Here is a 19824-nt window from a genome sequence, read left to right as displayed (position 1 = left end):
TTATCAAATAAAATCAGCGATATTAATAGCTTGTATAATTTGTTCTAAATTAACAATTTACAATCAAACTAACAACTTTTTTTCATTATTTCGAGCATTTTTTTAACTTCGTAAAGTAGAATTAACAAACATTTTAAATAATTTTGCGAGAAAATTACGTTATAGCAAATAAAACTGCTTATGATGAAGATTCTACTTTAATCTTAAATTAATTTAATGTTATGACTTTTAAACAATTGTTTCTCGGATTATTGTTAATTTTTATCGGAACAACTGCTTCCTTTTCGCAAGAAAAATATTCAGTAAGCGGATATGTTAAAGATTTAAAAAACGAAAAACCTATAATAGGTGCGGCAGTATTTGAACTAAATGCTGCAATACACGGAACTCCTACTGATACAGAAGGCTATTTTAATTTAGAATTTTCTAAAAATGATGTTTACCTGAAGTTTGCATACATAGGGTTTAAGGATACTGTTATTAATCTGTTTTTATATAAAGATACTGTTATTACAGTTTTTTTAAAAAGTAATACAGAAATAGAAGAAGTTAAAGTTGAAGATGATGAGATAAATTGGAAACTTGAGGAAAATTCTTTAAAAATAGCAGAAAAAGTAGTTGTTGCAGAATTAACAGAAACAGAAGATGCTATTGAATCATCTTTTTTTATTATTCCCAAAATTGAAAAAAAGACAGTTTTAATACCTTTAGATGAATTTCTTTTGAGAAACGGAAACGGTATAAATCAAACTTTAACTTTTATTGACGGTGCAAGGTTATATTCAACAAAACAAAGTTTTAATTTTATTCAGTTAGTTGATAATCAGAATATACAGTCATATCAATATTATTACGGTAATTTCCCTGCAAGTTACAACGGGTATATTGCTCCTGTGTTAGATATTAACTTGAAAGAAGGACATAAACGAAGATATTCCGGCGGCGGAACAATCAGTTTGTTCGGAGCATCAATTTTTGCCGAAGGTCCTGTTATTGAGAATAATTCATCTTTTTATGTGTCTGCTCGAAAAACATTTTTTAATAATCCGTACACAGATTTATTCAAAAGTGAAGAAGCATCATGGATAAAACCTTCATTTTTTGATTTGAATCTTAAATATTCACACCAACTTAATGAGAATAATAAGTTTAATTTTAGTTTTTTAACAAATAGAAACAGCAATATTTATGAAACCTCAGAAGAAAACGGGCAATTTTTATTTAACAGAAGAATTATTGAAAAAACAAGTAATACACTATCTTCATTGAAATGGGAACATATATTCTCTCCTGATTTTGTAAGTGAAGTTTATGTTTCATACAGCAAATATAATTTGAATTATGATTTTGAAGGAGATTCGATAGGCTTACTTACCGGAGAACGTTCACGTATTAATGATTATATTGCAGAATATATTACCGGTAATGAAGATGTAGGGATAAATGTCAAATTTAAATATAACTTAAACTTTGAAAATTCGTTACAATTCGGAGCAAGTGCTGTTAACCGTCATTTTAAGCCGGTAAAAGCAAACCTAACGCTGCATGATTTTATAAATAATAACCATATTGATACAATGTGGAATGCCGACACATATAATGCTCAAGAATATATTGTTTTTGCACAAGACAGGTATATTGTTTCAGACAAGCTGACCTTACAAGGAGGTGTTCATTTTTCAACATTCAAAACGGCAAACAAAACTTATTTTTCTGTTCAACCGAGATTTTATGCAACCTATAAACTGTTTAAAAATCTTAAATTAAATGCCTCATATTCAAATTACAAACAATACATACATTTACTTGCCAATCGTCAAGTCGGTTTGAGTTCTGATATTTTTGTTGCTTCTGATGAAAATATTTTACCTCAGTTTACACATCATGTTTCAGCAGGAATTTTAATTAAATTGCCTTATGACATAGATTTAACAGGGAGTGCTTTTTATGAGAATTCAATTAATGTTGCAGAATATAAAGAGCAATACGGTTTTTTTAATTATGACAGTAAATTTGTTTTACCCGGAAAAAATTTAAAAGACAGAATTGAGCAAGGTAAAGAGAATAAATACGGATTAAGAATACTTTTAGAGAAGAAGTTCAAAAAATTCATATTTAAAACGGCACATTATATTACTGTTTCTGACAGGGAATTTGAAAATTTAAATTTCTCACAACAATTTTCATACAGGCATAATAATTTACATGATTTTAAACTTGAAATGATGTATAAAATTAACGAAGATTTTAATGTCGGAATTAATTGGCAATATCAATCCGGAAATTATGTTACAATAAATAAGCAAAATTATATTCCTTACAATTTTACTGAAGGAACTTTATCAAGCAACCACATCGAAAATCCTGTATTTTCTCAAGAAGGAATATTAATTAAAGCAACAAATGAAATAAATTCTTATAAACTTCCGGCTTATCGCAGAGCAGATTTATTTGTAAATTATTCAATTGATAACCATAAGTTCGGATTTCATATTTATAATATATTCAACAGAAAGAACCCCGATTATGTTGATTTTAAAAAAGGTGTAATGTCAAATACAGGTAGTTATCAACTTATTAATTATTCAACGCTTCCTTTTTTCCCGAGTTTAAGCTATACCTACATATTTCAATAAATAATATTGCCGGTGCAACCGTTTTTCTGAAAAAGTAGTCTTTTTATTAAACTTTTTGAATTTTATATCGTATATTATATTTTATACGATATAGTTTTTGTTGTGTTAAATTTAAAATATACTGCTATGAAGAACCTTAAATTTTTAATATTAACCCTTTTTTTTCTGTCTTTATGTATAACTTTTTACTCGCAAGTAACTTATACATGGGTGGGTGGTAACGGAAGCAGTTTTACAACTTCGGCTAACTGGTCTCCTGCCGGCTTGCCTGTTAATTCAAATGATACAATTGTTTTTTCAAACGGAGCAGCTGTTTTAATTACTGATATTCCTTCAAATATAAATTTGGGAGGAATGAAAATTTTAAATTCTACTGCTGTTACGTTTGAATCTGCACAAAGCGTTTTTGCAAATATTTTTGATATTTATATTGATGTTAACTCTACCTTAAATATTCTACAATCATTATTTCCTATTCAGATTTCGACCGACCATGCTTTTATCAGCGGAGGTGTCTTTTTAGATAATGCTGCACACACATTCATGTCTATGTCTTCTGTTTCTCAATTGGTTTTTGATTCTACCTCTATTTTTTCGGCAGGTATTAACCTTACCGGATTTCCGCTGGGTAATATGAATCCGAATACCGTTACTTTTAAAAACGGGGCAATTTATTATCACTACGGCGGAGGTTCTCCTTTCGGTTCACCGGATTGGAATGTTACAACTTTTGAAACTGAAAGTTATTATTACATAAAGGAAGATGTAAGCGGTGATATTTATTGTTCGGGTAAAACATACGGGCATATTATTGTCGATACTCCTGCGGATATCATTGTTTTGTCGACAGGAACCGGAACTTTTACGTTTAACTCATTGTCTGTTGTTAACGGAACTTTTACATTTGAAGGAACAGAAAATGAATCTGTTGATATTACCGGAGGAATAAACGTTAATGCCGGACAAATAGATTTGGATTGTGGTTCTTTTCGGTTTATAAACAGCGGATATATTAACGGTACTTCCGGAGTTGTTAATTTTGATATTAAAAATCTCGCAGGAGGATCAAATTTTGAAATTTTGTCTGTAGGGAATATTCTGGATATTCAAGCAATTGTTAATATTATTTCTGTAAACGGGCAAATAAATACAATTAATGTAAACGGAACAGTTAATGTTACAAGCGGTGAGTTTAATTTTTTCGACCAAAGTTTAGTTGTCGGAGGAGACATATTATGCGAATCCGGTGTTTTGGGTTCCGGTGCAACATCTTCACTATATTTGACAAGCGGAACAGGAACTCAAATGATTTTAGCTTTTAATGAACTCGGCAATAAAAATATTTTAAGTGTTTTTAGTGTTAACAGACCGGGTTTGTCAGTTGATGTTATCTCGAATTTGATTATTAATGACGGTTTAGATTTAGCAAACGGAAATATTTTGGTTTCAGGAAAAAACATTAGACTCGCTTCAGGGATTACAACCTCAGGAGGAAGTGCATCCAGCTATATTATTACAGCAATCGGAGGGAATGTAACTTCTAATCTGATAGGAGGAACCTCATTCATTTTTCCGGTAGGTACGTTTGACAAATATGCTCCTGTAGCTATATTGGCGGCTGCAAATGATTTGTTTACGGTTGATGTAAGGGAACCTGTTTTATCAAGTGGTTATTATGGTGATACATTAACATACGGAAACCTTGTGTATTTAACATGGGAAATTATATCAAATTTAAATACAACATATAATCTTGATTTAGACTGGGATTTATCCGCAGAGGGAGGTCAATATAACTTTGCAAATGCAAATCTTAATTTATATAATGAAGTAAATTTTGAATGGGAAAATACAACTTCGACTACCACACCGACAGCGGCAGGAAATATTTCAGCCGCAAACTTGAATATATCCGGTTTGTATATGGTCTCATCAGGTAATAACTCTTTACCAACAGGCGGGGCGGTAGATAAAGTTACAGATTTAGGGGTTGATGTTTCTTTTGCTCAAAGTGATTTTGTTTTTAATGATGCTGACAATGACCAGTTTACGAAGTTGTTAATAACACAGAATATTACAGGAGGAAGTTTATATATTGATAATGACGGAACAAATTCTATGACAACGGGAGAAGAGATTTTTGCAGGACATGAAATATTAGTTTCAGATATAGCAGCCGGAAAATTCCGTTATGCACCGAGCAGCGAAGGAACATTTACGGGTGGATTTAAGGTAAGTGACGGTATAAATTACAGTACATCAGATTACGGATTAAATATTATTGTAGGAGTAAATTATGCACCTATTGTTTATGACCAAGAATTTACAATACCTGAACATAGCCCGAACGGAACTGTAGTCGGACAGTTGGAGGCAACTGTTTCAGATGCATCACAGACCTTATTGTTTGAAGTAGCAATTAATGATAACGGAGATGCCTTTAATATTAGTTCTGACGGAGTTGTTACAGTTTCAAACACGCAATTGTTGGAATACTCCGTTAATCCGGTTTTTAAATATCTGATTAAAGTATATTCGAGTACTTCGGCAGATTTGTTCTCAGAATTTAACTTATTTATTAATTTAACAGAAGTTCCGGCAGGAGATTTATTAGTTACAAATTATATTTCTCCTAACGGAGACGGTGTTAATGATACATGGGTAGTAAAAGGAAATGATGCAACTCGTTATAGGGTTTCAATTTTTGATAAACACGGTAATGTAGTTTTTGTATCAGACGATTACAGAAGTGAGTGGAACGGCAGAAGATACAACGGAGAAAGATTGAACCCCGGTGTGTATTACTATTCAATTATTTCAGAAGGTGCTGAACGAAAAGGTACAATTACATTAATGCGGTAAGGTTTTTTGAAAACTTTATTCTGTTTGCACGCTATTTGCACGCATTATATTATTTTAGCTATGAAAACAATATAATATGATTAAAAAAATACTGCTGTTTGCTTTTTTGATATATTCTTTTGTTAAAGGAGAGGCTCAAATTTATAATATTCATAATTTTTATACACAGAATCTGTTTTACTATAATCCGGCTCACACCGGAGACAAAGAACAGTTAGCTGCGTTTATTGTTTTCAGAGATAACTTAACAGGCATTGAAAATGCAGGACAAACTGCATCTGTAGGTTTACATTCTCCGCTTACGGGTAAAATGAATTTCGGAGGTTTGATAAAGAGTGAACGCTTGGGCTTGATTGAAACCTTATCCGGAAGATTAGATTATGCTTTCAGAACAAAGATAGCAAAAAACAATGTTTTAGCTTTCGGAATTAATGTCGGTGCAATGCAAAGAGCTTTTAATAACGACGGACTTGTAATTTTAGATCCTTTACAATACGACCCCACATTAAATCCTGATTACATAAAAAAGAATGTCTTTTTTGCAGGAGCAGGATTAAGTTATAAATATAAAAACTTTGAATTTGATTTAGCCACTCCTGTTTTATACAAAACAACCGGTATTGTTTATAGTAATTATTGGTCGTTTATGTCATACAGCTTATACTCAAAAAGTAAGAAGTGGGAATTTAAACCTTCATCTGTTTTTACATACGGATCTGCTAAAATACTGACTTATCAAATTAACCTATTTATAAACTATGAGAATGTTTTTTGGGTACAACCGACTTATAAAGTAAACGGCAGTATTGCGGTTTCATTAGGTGTTAATTTGAAAAAAGTGGGCTTGGCTTATGCCTATGAAACTAATTCCGGAGCTTTGTCTGCACTCGGAGGTCCTTCACATGAAATAATGATTTCATACGGTTTCTTTAAGCACAGAAAGACCCTTGAAGATACTTTAATTACAGACCCTGAATACAATCATAAATTAAAAGCTAAAATTGGTGATAAAACTTATGAGGAGTATGTATCTTCAAATAACTACGGGTTTTATAATAATATCATAGCATTAACAGATTCTATGCATAAAGAAGAAGTCAGAAAAATTGAAGAAGCAAAAAATATTGTAAATACAGATTCAATTGAACAAGCACGGCTTGCAGCAATTGAAAAGGCAAGACTTGAAGCAATCGAACAAGCAAGGTTGGACTCAATCGAACAAGCAATACAAGATTCAATAAGGCAACATCATTTAAGGCATCTTTCTGAGCAAGAAATGAAAATATTAGAAAAAGGTGTTCATTTTGAGTTAGGGTCTGCAATGTTATCAAAAGAATCAAGGGAGTATTTGAACAAAGTTGCCGGTTTAATTAAAAATAATTCAAATATCAGAGTTTTAATTTCAGGACATACATGCGATATCGGTTCCGAAGAAGTAAATACAATATATTCAAGAGACAGGGCAGAAGCAGTAAGCTATTATTTAATCAGTAAAGGTGTATCTGCTTCACAAATTTCTACTGATTTAAAATTAGATGCAGAGCCCATTGTACCTAACACAAGTGAGGCAAACAGGAAGAAAAACAGAAGAGTCAGTTTTTCAATTATTAAAGAATAGATAAAAGCCGTTCAAAAAGAGCGGCTTTACTTTATTATCAACCTTACTTTCTCTATCTTAGGACCTCCGACTTCTAAAATCTCAAAAGTATATTGGTCAGTTTCAATAATTTCATTTTTTCGGGGAATTTGCTCGTGAAGATAAAAAATATAACCTGCAAGTGTTTCAAATTCCTCTGATTCAGGAAGAGTTAATTTGTATTTATCATTAAGATAGTCAATTTCAATACGTGCCGAAAATATAAACTCATTATTATTAATTTGTTGTTCAATAAAAACACTTGCATCATGCTCATCTTCAATTTCTCCGAATATTTCTTCTATAATATCTTCCAATGTAACAATTCCTGATGTTCCGCCGAACTCATCAACAACCACAGCAACACTTTTGTGTTCTTTTAAAAGCTTGTTCAATAACTTATTTGCAGGCATTGTTTCCGGAACTACCGTAAGTTCAGTCATTGCCGCTTTAATTGTTTTGGAATGTTTAAACATTGCTAATGTATGCACATATCCTATCAAATTATCAATATTGTCTTTATATATAAATATTTTTGAAAACCCGGTTTCTATAAACTTTTTTTTAAGTGCCGTAATCTCAGTTGTGATATTTTCTGCAATAATTTCATTTCTCGGAACCATACACTCTCTTATTTTTATATCTGAAAAATCAAGTGCATTTTTAAATATTTTCACCTCTCCGGCTGTTTCTTTTTTATCATCAATACTTTCTTCGTTATCTGCAAGAAAGTTATCTAAATCAACTTTTTTTAAAACAATATTTTTGTTTTTTCCTGTGCTTTTGTTTTTAGTAATAATGCTTATGAAGATATTAGAAAAACGAACAGTAATTTTAGCAACAGGGAAGAAGATAATATAAAAAATTAATACCGGAACGGCTAATTTTTGTAGCAAAAAGTTAGAATTTTGACGAAATATTGTTTTTGGTAAAAATTCAGCCGTAACAAGTATTAATAATGTTGAAAATATTGTTTGAACCAAAAGAACAATAAAGTCATTTGTATGAATAATTTGTTTAATAAAGGGTTCGGCAAGTTTCGCAAAAAAAATACCGTATAAAACAAGGGCAATATTATTTCCTACCAACATTGTAGAAATATACTGACCGGGATTATTTATAAATAAATTAATAATTTTTGAAGAAGCAGAATTTTGCTTTTTATTTAACTCAATTTTAAGCCTGTTGGCTGAGATAAAAGCAATTTCCATTCCTGAAAAAAAAGCAGAAAATATTAAGGAAAAAAAAATAACCGATAAAAAAGATAACGACATTATATAAAATACATTAATTTAAAACAGAAATATCCGGGTGTTAATTTTATTAAATCAATATTAAAATGTAAAATTAAAATATTTCTGTTAATTTTGTTTTAAAATCTGTTTAAAGATGAATAAAGAGTATATCAATACAGTTAACAAATTGAAAGAAGAAAATCAAAAACTTCTTAATGATATACATAAGTTGAAAAATAAATTGCCTGTTCATCAATGTCATAATAGAGTTTACAATGAAATCCCCGTCGGTATTTTGTTGTTTGATGAAAACTTAAAGGTTATTGACGTTAACAACACATTTTTAGAAATTTTCAATATAAAAAAAAGTGATATTTGTAATTTTCAGATAAGCGAAACAAGTGATAAACGAATTCTTCCCGCATTTAACCAAGTATTAATCGGGCATGAAGGATTTTATGAGGGGAAATATATTTCAAATTTTAAAAATCTAGAATTATTTATTTCTGTTCATGCAAAACCGTCGGTTTTTGAATATAATGAAAAAACAATAAAGGGCGGTATTGCCGTTTTTCGTGATATTACAGAAGATTCGCTTGCAGAAAGAGCAGTTAACAAATCTTATGATACTTTTCAAAGGGTTACCGATAGTGTAAATGCAATAATATATGTTATTGACCCTGTCAGCTTTAAAATTCTTTTTATGAATAATAAAGCCGGTGATGTTTTTGGTGAAAATGTCGGAAAAATTTGTCACAAAGCATTTTTTAACAGCAATGAACAATGTAAAACATGCCAAGTAAATATTCTTAATAAGCGAAATGCTCCGTTGGGAAAATTCAGCGGAACAGATTTTTATGAAGAAAACACAAAAAAATGGTATCAAATTTCATACGGATATATTCAATGGGTTGATAACAGAAAAGTTATGCTTTTAACCTCAATAGACATTACTGTTGAGAAAATTGCTCTTACCAAAATTAAAGAACAAAACAGCCAATATGAAGATACACTGCACAAATTAACCTTGCAAAATGAGAAAATTAATAAACAATCAGAAGAACTGCAAGTTTCAGGTGCAATTAAAGATACTATGTTTTCAATTATTGCACACGATTTAAGAGGTCCTGTAGGGAATATCACAAGTGCTTTAGATATTATTATTGATGACATTAATGAACTTGATAAAAAAGAAATAATTGATATTGTTAAACCGGTAAGAGATTCGGCAGGTGCAGCATATAACTTATTGGTTAATCTTTTATTTTGGGCAAAAAATGAAAGTGGTGAAACATTTTTTATTCGCGAAGAAATATTACTGAATGATATTATTGAAGATGTTTTAACATTATTTAAACCTAATTTTGAAACCAAGAATTTAACTCTAATAAATAAAATTAATCAAGAGTATTATGTTTTTGCAGACGAACACATGATACACACTGTCATAAGAAACTTAATTTCAAATGCCGTAAAATATACAAATAATGAAGGGACAGTAGAAATAGGCATTGATTCTGTTCAAGAAAGAGGTGCTGAATATGTTAAGTTTTGGATAAAAGATGACGGAGTCGGTATCTCTAAAGAGAATATTGATAAAATATTAAACTCGAAAGAGTTCTTTTCTACTTATGGAACAAATAAAGAGAAAGGAACAGGTTTAGGAATTATTTTAACAAAAGAATTTGTTGAAAGGCATAACGGCAAAATTGAAATTGACAGTAGTGTAGATAACGGTACCGTTATCTCAATTTTTTTACCTGTTGAGCAAAAATAATATGTTTAAAACATTTATACGAAATAATTTAAGGGCTATATTTTTTTCGGCATTTCTGATAGTTGTCTTTGTTGCAATGCTGTTGTTGCTGAGAAACTACCAAAATAATGAAATAAATAAAGCAGAAAAGCTTCAATCTGATGAATTGGAGCGATTAGAACGCTTTATTTTATTAAATAATAAGGCTAACCTAAATAAATTAAAAACATCCGAACGTATTTTTTTAGATTACATAAAAGAATCAGAACCCATAATAAAAAAAGAATACGATTCTGTTTTTATTGATATGGTTGATAAAGGAATTACACAAAAAATAAAAATATGTAAATTCCTTATCGGGAATAAACCATTATTTTTAAATAATTCACTTCCTGTACGAATTACTTATATGACAAATACATACCTTAGCGTATGGCAAAAAATTGACGGCGGATACGTTCGTATTGCTTCAAGCAGAGCCGGGATTCAGAATAATGAAATACCTGTATTCATGGCAAATGCACACCAAATTGTGAGAGATATTGAAGCCGGCAAGCAACATATCAGCAGAGAATATACAGCAACAGATACAGAACTTAATTCATACATTCCCATTTTTATTAACGGAAATATTGAAGTTATACTGCAAATTAGTTTGCCTGAATTTATTCCGGCTACAATCGGAAAAATATATAACAATGAAAACCGGAAGTTTTTTTTAATAAATAAAAAAAATGAAGAACTTATCAGTAATGCACAAGTATTTAAAAACCCAAAAAGTGAAGATATATTAATAAAAACGATATTAGCATTAAAAGAAAAGTATAATAATTTTAAATATCAAGATAACTATTTTTATATTTCTTTTTATCCCGAATTGCAACTTTATATAGGTTTTGTAGTTTCCGAAGATACTGTTTTAAAGAGTTACAATGTTTATAAAAAAAGACTGCTGTATTATATAATAATATTTATAGTCTTATTCTTTGCAACTTTTATTCTGTTCCACATAAAGGATGCAAAATCTAAGCAACTTATTCTCCGGCAGTATAAAAATATAATACTTGACAAATCCAATATTCTTGAACATTCCGTTAGAGAAAAACTAACCGACATAAAAGTGATTAGTGAATTAAAAAACTATTATTCAGAACTTTTCGGAGTAATAGAAAGCTTGTCAGAAGGGAATGCAGACATTAATATTAGTCCTTTGATTGAAAACAGTTCAATAAACGCACCTTTAAAAAACCTGCAAGAACTGCTGAAACAAAACTTTGCCGAAAAGAAAATACAAGAAGCCGAAATCAAACTTAAAGATGAATTGAGCTTAGGTAATGCTGAAATAGCAGGCTTATTGCAATATGTAACAAGCCTTGAAGACCTGTCGTTTAATATTTTGAAGAGCATTACTAAATTTTTGGGAATAGAACAAGGAGGTTTATTTATTATCAGTGAAGACGAAGAAAATAATCCTGTATTAAAGATGACGGCATCATATTCATATAATAAAAAAAGAATTGCAGAAAAGATTATTTCAATCAATGAGGGGCTTGTCGGAAGAGCATATCTTGAAAAAGAAAGCATTTATATTACCGAAGTCCCCGAAAATTATTCATCAATCGAATCAGGTTTCGGAGAAGAAGAACCAAAATGTTTATTAATCGTCCCCCTTATTTTTAACAATCAAGTCCAAGCGGTTATTGAGCTGGCTGGTATTAATGAAATTGAAGAATATAAAATTAAGTTTGTAGAAGAAGTCGGAGAAAGCATCGCTTCAACCATATCAAACATTAAACATTCACAAAAAACCGAAGAACTTTTAACTCAAACAAGAATTCAGTCAAAAGAAATTGAAGACCAGAGGCGTACACTTGAAGAAAAAATTAATACACACCGTAAACAAAATCGAAAATTAGATAAGGAAATACTTCAGTTAATCGAAATAATTGAGTCAATAAAATCTGTTACATTTATGATTGAGTATGATTTAAAAGGCACAATTATGGATATCAGCAGAAAAACATTAGACTTGTTCGATATTCAAAAAAGTAATATTATTTCTCTACACCATAAAGACCTTATTCCAATTTCCGGATATGAAAAAACGTATAATAAGTTTTGGGACGAATTAGCAAATAATAAAGCACAAACATTAAAAGAATCATTTATTATTAAAGGAAAAGAATATACCTTTATTCAAAACTATGTCCCTATCCGAAATGTAAGAAGAAAAATATTCAGGATATTATCAATAGGTACAATATATAATTAAGACCTGTAAAAGTGAAAATATTTAAAAACTTAAACATAAAAAAGAAATTATTCATTTTGATAATTACCGTATTTTTTTTCACGATATTATCTGTGGTAATTTATACGATTATATCAGTAACACACACGACCGACAAAAAAGCTGTCGAAATAACAGAAATAATTAACGATAATTATACCGTTAAAATTGAGGCAGAACTTAACAGAGGAGTAGAATTATTAAATTTTATCTTCGAAATAATTCAAAACAAAACAGAAAGCGGAAGACTTCAATTAAATAAAACCGAAATCAACCTCTTGAAAAGTTTTCTGGAATCAAACAAAGACATAACACATTTGTTTTTATTAATGGATGAAAACTTCATTTCCGAAAATTTACAAACAAACTCAAATAACGATGATGTGCAATCATACAGCTTGTCTTTTTATAATTCAAACAACGAAGTTATTCCTACTGTTTCTGAAACAGGAAGATATACATTTGATTTGATGAAGTTAAATTATCGGGAATACGAACAATATACATATATGTCTGAACCGTTTAATTTAAACCTTCTTGAAACAGACGAAACAGTGCTTACAATTGCAAAACCCATATATAAACACAATAAAGTTATAGGTGCCGTAGGCATTAACTTTTCATTATCGGAAGTCGCTGAAATTATTAATTCAATAATATATTATGAATACGGAGTAGATGCCGAATTAGTGCTTCTGACTGAAAATAACAATATAGTCTTTATTACTGAAAAGCCTTGGTTATCAGGAAAAAACATATTAAATTCTAACACAAAAGAACAAGAAATATATAACTCTCTAAAACTAAACGAAAATAACATTAAAGGAGGAAAATATAAAGCTGTTGTAAATTCATTTAATGCCGAGGAAACTAACGTAAGTTGGGAATTAATTACAATATTGCCGACAATTACATTAACACAAAAGTTAATGTCAGATATTTATAAGGCATTATTAATTGTATCGTTAATCCTGGTTTTAGGATTATTTACAGTACTTTTTTTTATTAAAAAAACTTTTAATCCGATTAATTCTTTAGTAAAAGTAGTTAAAAAACTGAGTCGAGGAGAACTTATTGAATTAAGCGAAAATAATAACTATAATAATGAATTTGATAAAATAGCTGTCGGACTTAATAAAGTGTCTGAGAATATAAAAGAAGCAGCCGATATAAGTTATAATATTGCAAACGGTAATTATAACGAAAAGGTAAAACAAAAAGGCGAAGATGATATTTTATCCGTATCAATAAATAAAATAGCTCAGAACCTAAAAACAGCCGAAGAAGAAAACCTTTTACAAAAGAAAACAACATACAAACAATTATGGATGAGAAAGGGACGGTTTGAAGTCTCGGAAGCAGAAAGAAAAAGTGAAAATAATATTAAAGATTTAACATTTAATATCTTACAAGAACTTGTTAATTATACAAATGCCGTAATAGGAGGAATTTATTTGTACGACCCGGATTCTCAAATAATAACATTAACAGCGTCTTATGCTTACGAAAACAGAAAACAAATTAACAAAACCTTTAAAGTCGGAGAGGGGATTGTCGGTGCATGTGTAATTGAAAAGAAAAAGATTATTCTGAACAAAGTCCCCTATGATTATATAAAAATTGCATCCGGTTTAGGCAATGGTATCCCTTCAAATATAAGTGTAATACCCGTATTTTATCAAGAAAAAATAAATGCAGTCATTGAATTGGCATTCCTAAAACAACCCGAAGAATATGTTATTGAATTCATTGAACAATTAAGTGATAATATAGGTGCATGGATAGATGCTTCATTAATCAATACTAAAACAGCCGAATTATTGCTTATATCCAGAAAACAAACAAAAGAACTTGCAAATAAAGAAAAAGAACTGGAAACAAAAGTTGAAGAACTGCAAAGAATTCAAGCAGAAATTGATATGCAAAATGCTGAAAGTAAAAGTATTATGAATGCAATTAACCACACAGTTCTAACTGTTGAATATACCCTTGACGGAGTTGTGGTTAATTCCAATGAAAAATATGAAGAGATAATGGGATTCTCTCCCGAAGATATTATAGGGGCAAATGTTTTCGATATTGTAAAAGATCAAAAAGAAGATTTAGGACTTATAATTCTGCAAGTTGCAAAAGGCATTCCTGTTAAAACACAAGTGAAAAGATATACCAAGTCAGGTAAAGAAAAGTGGCTTTCTGCAACCTATACCCCTTATTATAACACCGAAGGAAAAATTACTCGTGTTTTATTCTTTGCACACGATATTACCAAAATGAAGACAGAACTCGATAAACTTAAAGCATCAGGTTAATAAAACGGTAACTCCGATTTATCTGGTTATTTTAATAGATGTGGTGCAAACAGGGCTTAGGTCCCCCGCCGCAAAAACTGTAATAACCGCAACTCAACAAAAAAAAGATATTTGCAAATTTCTGATAAACATCATATTGTAGTCTGTCGGGAGGAAAACATAACGTTTTTTCCAAAATAATTTTAACAGTTAAAATTAAAGCTATTTCACTTACCCGCCTGCTTTTAAAACGAGCACAGAAAGATTAAAGAGTTAAGGAAAAAAGTTTTAAAAAAGTTAAAAAAAGTTTTGCAGATTAAATAATAATTATTTCCTTTGTATCCGCTTTTAAAACGAGCACAGAAAGATTAAAAAGAGTTAAGGAAAAAAGTTTTAAAAAAGTTAAAAAAAGTTTTGCAGATTAAATAATAATTGTTTCCTTTGCATCCGCTTTTAAAACGAGCACAGAAAGATTAAAAAAGTTAAGAAAAAAAGTTTTAAAAAAGTTAAAAAAAGTTTTGCAGATTAAATAATAATTGTTTCCTTTGCATCCGCTTTTAAAACGAGCACAGAAAGATTAAAGAAGTAAGAAAAAAGTTTTGAAAATAATGAAAAAGTTTTGCAGGTTAAACTAATAGTTTTTATCTTTGCAATCCTTTTTAAATATAAGAAAAAAGTTCTTTGAAAATAATGAAAGGTTAAGGTAAAATACAAGAAACTTGTCAATTACTTAACAGAATAAATCTTGAGCTAACAATAATTAAATTTTTTTACAACGAAGAGTTTGATCCTGGCTCAGGATGAACGCTAGCGGCAGGCTTAACACATGCAAGTCGAGGGGTAACGGAGAAAGCTTGCTTTCAGACGACGACCGGCGCACGGGTGAGTAACGCGTATGCAACCTACCCATAACTTGGGGATAGCCCGGAGAAATTCGGATTAATACCCAATAATATTTTCTTGAGGCATCTCTTGAATCTTAAAGTTCCGACGGTTATGGATGGGCATGCGTAGCATTAGATTGTTGGTGAGGTAACGGCTCACCAAGTTGTCGATGATGCTTAGGGGGTCTTAAAGGATGGTCCCCCACACTGGTACTGAGACACGGACCAGACTCCTACGGGAGGCAGCAGTGAGGAATATTGGTCAATGGGCGAAAGCCTGAACCAGCCATGCCGCGTGCAGGATGAAGGCTCTACGAGTCGTAAACTGCTTTTATACGGGAAGAAACCTGATTACGTGTAATCAGCTGACGGTACCGTAAGAATAAGGATCGGCTAACTCCGTGCCAGCAGCCGCGGTAATACGGAGGATCCAAGCGTTATCCGGATTTATTAGGTTTAAAGGGTGCGCAGGCGGAAATGTAAGTCAGTGGTGAAATCCTACAGCTTAACTGTAGAACTGCCATTGATACTGCGTTTCTTGAGTATAGTTGAGGTAGGCGGAATGTGTAGTGTAGCGGTGAAATGCATAGATATTACACAGAACACCGATTGCGAAGGCAGCTTACTAAACTATTACTGACGCTCATGCACGAAAGCGTGGGGAGCGAACAGGATTAGATACCCTGGTAGTCCACGCCGTAAACGATGAACACTCGTTGTCTGCAATATACTGTAGGTGACTGAGCGAAAGCATTAAGTGTTCCACCTGGGGAGTACGTTGGCAACAATGAAACTCAAAGGAATTGACGGGGGCCCGCACAAGCGGAGGAACATGTGGTTTAATTCGATGATACGCGAGGAACCTTACCCGGGTTTAAATGCAGGACGAAATTCTGAGAAATCGGAACCCCTTCGGGCGGACTGCAAGGTGCTGCATGGCTGTCGTCAGCTCGTGCCGTGAGGTGTCGGGTTAAGTCCCATAACGAGCGCAACCCCTATCGTTAGTTGCTAACAGGTTAAGCTGAGGACTCTAGCGAGACTGCCACCGTAAGGTGTGAGGAAGGTGGGGATGACGTCAAGTCAGCACGGCCCTTATATCCGGGGCTACACACGTGTTACAATGGTCAGTACAAAGGGCAGCTACACCGCGAGGTGATGCAAATCTCAAAAACTGATCTCAGTTCGGATTGAAGTCTGCAACTCGACTTCATGAAGGTGGATTCGCTAGTAATCGTGCATCAGCAACGGCACGGTGAATACGTTCCCGGGCCTTGTACACACCGCCCGTCAAGCCATGGAAGCTGAGGGTACCTGAAGTCTGTAACCGTAAGGAGCGGCCTAAGGTAAAATTAGTAACTGGGGCTAAGTCGTAACAAGGTAGCCGTACCGGAAGGTGTGGCTGGAACACCTCCTTTTTAGAGACAAGATTTATAACTGGATTGTCAAGTTTCTTTTACCTAACCTTTTTTTATTTATAACATTACCCGGATAAGCGGACTGTCCCGTAATCTACATGATATTACAGTCCCGTAGCTCAGCTGGTTAGAGCGCTACACTGATAATGTAGAGGTCCGCAGTTCAAGTCTGCGCGGGACTACACGTTTAACGCCGGGGGATTAGCTCAGCTGGCTAGAGCGCCTGCCTTGCACGCAGGAGGTCATCGGTTCGACTCCGATATTCTCCACTTTTCCGATTTTTCGGATAAAGTTCTTTGACATACTGAAAGAAAACTCAAATTTCTAATTAATTTTAATAAGAAATAAATAATAATCCTCATTATTTTAATAAGGTGAAAGAAAAGTTACTAAGAGCGTATGGCGGATGCCTTGGCTCTCAGAGGCGATGAAGGACGTGACTAGCTGCGATAAGCTTCGGGGAAGTGCTAAATAACTACTACTATCCGAAGATTTCCGAATGGGGCAACCCAATACTGTGAAGCAGTATTATCCAATTTATTGGAAGCAAACCCGGTGAACTGAAACATCTAAGTAACCGGAGGAAGAGAAAACAATAGTGATTCCCTGAGTAGAGGCGATCGAAACGGGAACAGCCCAAACCAATTTTGTCTAGGCAAATTTGGGGTTGTAGGACCTATATAACAAAAACAGATAAAAAGAAGTGGAACCATTTTGGAAAGTCAGACCATAGAAGGTGATAGTCCTGTACACATACAAATCTTGTTTTTAATAGGTATCCTGAGTAGCACGGAACTCGAGAAATTCTGTGTGAATCTGCCGGGACCATCCGGTAAGGCTAAATACTACTGAGAGACCGATAGTGAACCAGTACCGTGAGGGAAAGGTGAAAAGTACTTCTGAAGAAGAGTGAAATAGTACCTGAAACCATACGCTTACAAGCGGTCGGAGCATATTTATTATGTGACGGCGTGCCTTTTGCATAATGAGCCTACGAGTTACTCCTCCCCGGCAAGGTTAATGAATTTAGTTCAGAAGCCGAAGCGAAAGCGAGTCTTAACAGGGCGTATAGTCGGTGGGGGTAGACGCGAAACCCGGTGATCTATCCATGGCCAGGTTGAAGTATCGGTAAAACGGTATGGAGGACCGAACCAGTACACGTTGAAAAGTGTTTGGATGAGCTGTGGATAGGGGTGAAAGGCCAATCAAACCGGGAGATATCTCGTACTCCCCGAAATGCATTTAGGTGCAGCCTCGTGGTTGAGTCTTATAGAGGTAGAGCTACTGATAGGGCTAGAGGGCTTCACCGCCTATCAAACCCTGACAAACTCCGAATGCTATAAGATATACACGGGAGTGAGGGCATGGGTGCTAAGGTCCATGTCCGAAAGGGAAACAACCCGGACCATCAGCTAAGGTCCCTAAATATATGCTAAGTTGTTCTAACGAAGTATGACTGCTATAACAGCTAGGATGTTGGCTTGGAAGCAGCCATTCATTTAAAGAGTGCGTAACAGCTCACTAGTCGAGCGGTCGTGCATGGATGATAATCGGGCATAAGTATATTACCGAAGCTGTGGATTTCCGTCTTTAGACGGAAGTGGTAGGGGAGCATTCCGTACGCATAGAAGCCAACCCGTAAGGAGTATTGGTGGAGCATACGGAAAAGAAAATGTAGGCATAAGTAACGATAATGCGGGTGAGAAACCCGCACGCCAATAGACTAAGGTTTCCTGATCAACGCTAATCGGATCGGGGTTAGTCGGGACCTAAGGCAAACCCGAAAGGGGTAGTCGATGGACAGCAGGTTAATATTCCTGTACCGGCATTTACTGCGACGGAGGGACGAAATTGTGACAAGTCTGCGTACTGACAGAATAGTACGTTGAAGGGTGTAGATATACAAACGGTAGGCAAATCCGCCGATTGTGTCGAACCTGATAGTACCGTGAGTCTTCGGACAAGCGGATAATGACTGTAATCATATTTCCAAGAAAATCTTCTAAGCTTCAGGTAATTGCCGCCCGTACCGCAAACCGACACAGGTAGTCAAGTAGAGAATACTGAGGCGCTCGAGTGATTCATGGCTAAGGAACTAGGCAAAATGGCCCTGTAACTTCGGGAGAAAGGGCGCTCCGCTTTTGCGGAGCCGCAGTGAAATGGTTCTGGCGACTGTTTATCAAAAACACATGGCTTTGCTAAATTGAAAGATGATGTATAAGGCCTGACACCTGCCCAGTGCCGGAAGGTTAAGAGGGGGCGTTATCTTCGGAGAAGCGCTGAATTGAAGCCCCGGTAAACGGCGGCCGTAACTATAACGGTCCTAAGGTAGCGAAATTCCTTGTCGGGTAAGTTCCGACCTGCACGAATGGTGCAACGATCAGAACACTGTCTCGGCCATGAGCTCGGTGAAATTGTAGTATCGGTGAAGATGCCGATTACCCGCAACGGGACGGAAAGACCCCGTGAACCTTCACTACAACTTAACATTGATCTTGGGTATGTAATGTGCAGGATAGGTCGGAGACTTTGATGCTGCGTCGCCAGGCGTAGTTTAGTCGTCCTTGAAATACGACCCTTTGCATATCCGTGGTCTAATCCCTTATGGGAGACATTGTTTGGTGGGTAGTTTGACTGGGGTGGTCTCCTCCGAAAGAGTAACGGAGGATTCTAAAGGTACCCTCATGACGATTGGTAACCGTCAGAAGAGTGCAATGGCACAAGGGTGCTTGACTGTGAGACAGACACGTCGAACAGGTACGAAAGTAGAGCATAGTGATCCGGCGATTCCGCATGGAAGGGTCGTCGCTCAAAGGATAAAA

7 protein-coding genes, 2 tRNA genes and 2 rRNA genes are annotated in these 19824 nt (G+C 33.9%); 10 read left to right on the top strand and 1 reads right to left on the bottom strand.

Translation table 11 applies throughout. From position 1 onward, the window contains the following. The first annotated feature begins 221 nt into the window (after nt 1-221). The 3 genes from L3J35_12725 to L3J35_12715 all read left to right on the top strand — a co-directional run bounded on the left by L3J35_12725 (nt 222) and on the right by L3J35_12715 (nt 7116). On the top strand, nt 222-2636 hold the full coding sequence (locus tag L3J35_12725; protein ID MCF6367047.1) for a TonB-dependent receptor: 2415 nt from the start codon (nt 222-224) through the stop codon (nt 2634-2636). A gap of 126 nt (nt 2637-2762) precedes the next feature. After that, a complete protein-coding gene (locus L3J35_12720) occupies nt 2763-5498 on the top strand; it encodes a gliding motility-associated C-terminal domain-containing protein (protein ID MCF6367046.1) in 2736 nt (911 codons plus the stop codon). A 76-nt stretch (nt 5499-5574) separates the two neighbouring features. Further along, nucleotides 5575-7116, top strand: coding sequence for a PorP/SprF family type IX secretion system membrane protein (locus L3J35_12715; protein MCF6367045.1), 1542 nt, complete (start codon nt 5575-5577; stop codon nt 7114-7116). Between the two features lie 26 nt (nt 7117-7142). Here the strand turns inward: L3J35_12715 and L3J35_12710 are convergent, their stop codons facing one another. Then, the gene (locus L3J35_12710; protein ID MCF6367044.1) at nt 7143-8345 is read right to left on the bottom strand and encodes a hemolysin family protein; all 1203 of its coding nucleotides are present in this window, start codon (nt 8343-8345) and stop codon (nt 7143-7145) included. Between the two features lie 178 nt (nt 8346-8523). Between L3J35_12710 and L3J35_12705 the strand changes: the two genes are divergently transcribed. The 7 genes from L3J35_12705 to L3J35_12675 form a co-directional block, all read left to right on the top strand. After that, entirely contained in the window at nt 8524-10146 is a 1623-nt protein-coding gene (locus L3J35_12705; protein ID MCF6367043.1) for a PAS domain-containing sensor histidine kinase, read from the top strand. Nucleotide 10147: 1 nt separating this feature from the next. Beyond that, on the top strand, nt 10148-12397 hold the full coding sequence (locus L3J35_12700; GenBank protein MCF6367042.1) for a GAF domain-containing protein: 2250 nt from the start codon (nt 10148-10150) through the stop codon (nt 12395-12397). Between the two features lie 11 nt (nt 12398-12408). Beyond that, nucleotides 12409-14724, top strand: a complete 2316-nt coding sequence (locus tag L3J35_12695) for a PAS domain S-box protein (protein MCF6367041.1) — start codon at nt 12409-12411, stop codon at nt 14722-14724. A 751-nt stretch (nt 14725-15475) separates the two neighbouring features. Then, nucleotides 15476-17002: ribosomal RNA gene (locus L3J35_12690) — 16S ribosomal RNA — on the top strand. A gap of 108 nt (nt 17003-17110) precedes the next feature. Further along, nucleotides 17111-17184: transfer RNA gene (locus L3J35_12685), tRNA-Ile, on the top strand. Nucleotides 17185-17197: 13 nt separating this feature from the next. Then, nucleotides 17198-17271, top strand: a tRNA-Ala gene (locus tag L3J35_12680). A gap of 110 nt (nt 17272-17381) precedes the next feature. After that, nucleotides 17382-19824: ribosomal RNA gene (locus tag L3J35_12675) — 23S ribosomal RNA — on the top strand; the annotation flags it as partial.

Source organism: Bacteroidales bacterium, assembly GCA_021648725.1.
GTDB lineage: Bacteria > Bacteroidota > Bacteroidia > Bacteroidales > JAADGE01 > JAADGE01.
The sequence above is the reverse complement of the archived record's forward strand: the minus strand, read 5'-3'. Positions and strand labels throughout refer to the sequence as shown.

Bases quoted from the DNA above. Each gene is read 5' to 3' on its own strand.
- L3J35_12700 (MCF6367042.1), top strand. From the start codon at position 10,148: ATGTTTAAAACATTTATACGAAATAATTTAAGGGCTATATTTTTTTCG.
- L3J35_12705 (MCF6367043.1), top strand. From the start codon at position 8,524: ATGAATAAAGAGTATATCAATACAGTTAACAAATTGAAAGAAGAAAAT.
- L3J35_12720 (MCF6367046.1), top strand. From the start codon at position 2,763: ATGAAGAACCTTAAATTTTTAATATTAACCCTTTTTTTTCTGTCTTTA.
- L3J35_12725 (MCF6367047.1), top strand. From the start codon at position 222: ATGACTTTTAAACAATTGTTTCTCGGATTATTGTTAATTTTTATCGGA.
- L3J35_12710 (MCF6367044.1), bottom strand. From the start codon at position 8,345: ATGGAAATTGCTTTTATCTCAGCCAACAGGCTTAAAATTGAGTTAAAT.
- L3J35_12715 (MCF6367045.1), top strand. From the start codon at position 5,575: ATGATTAAAAAAATACTGCTGTTTGCTTTTTTGATATATTCTTTTGTT.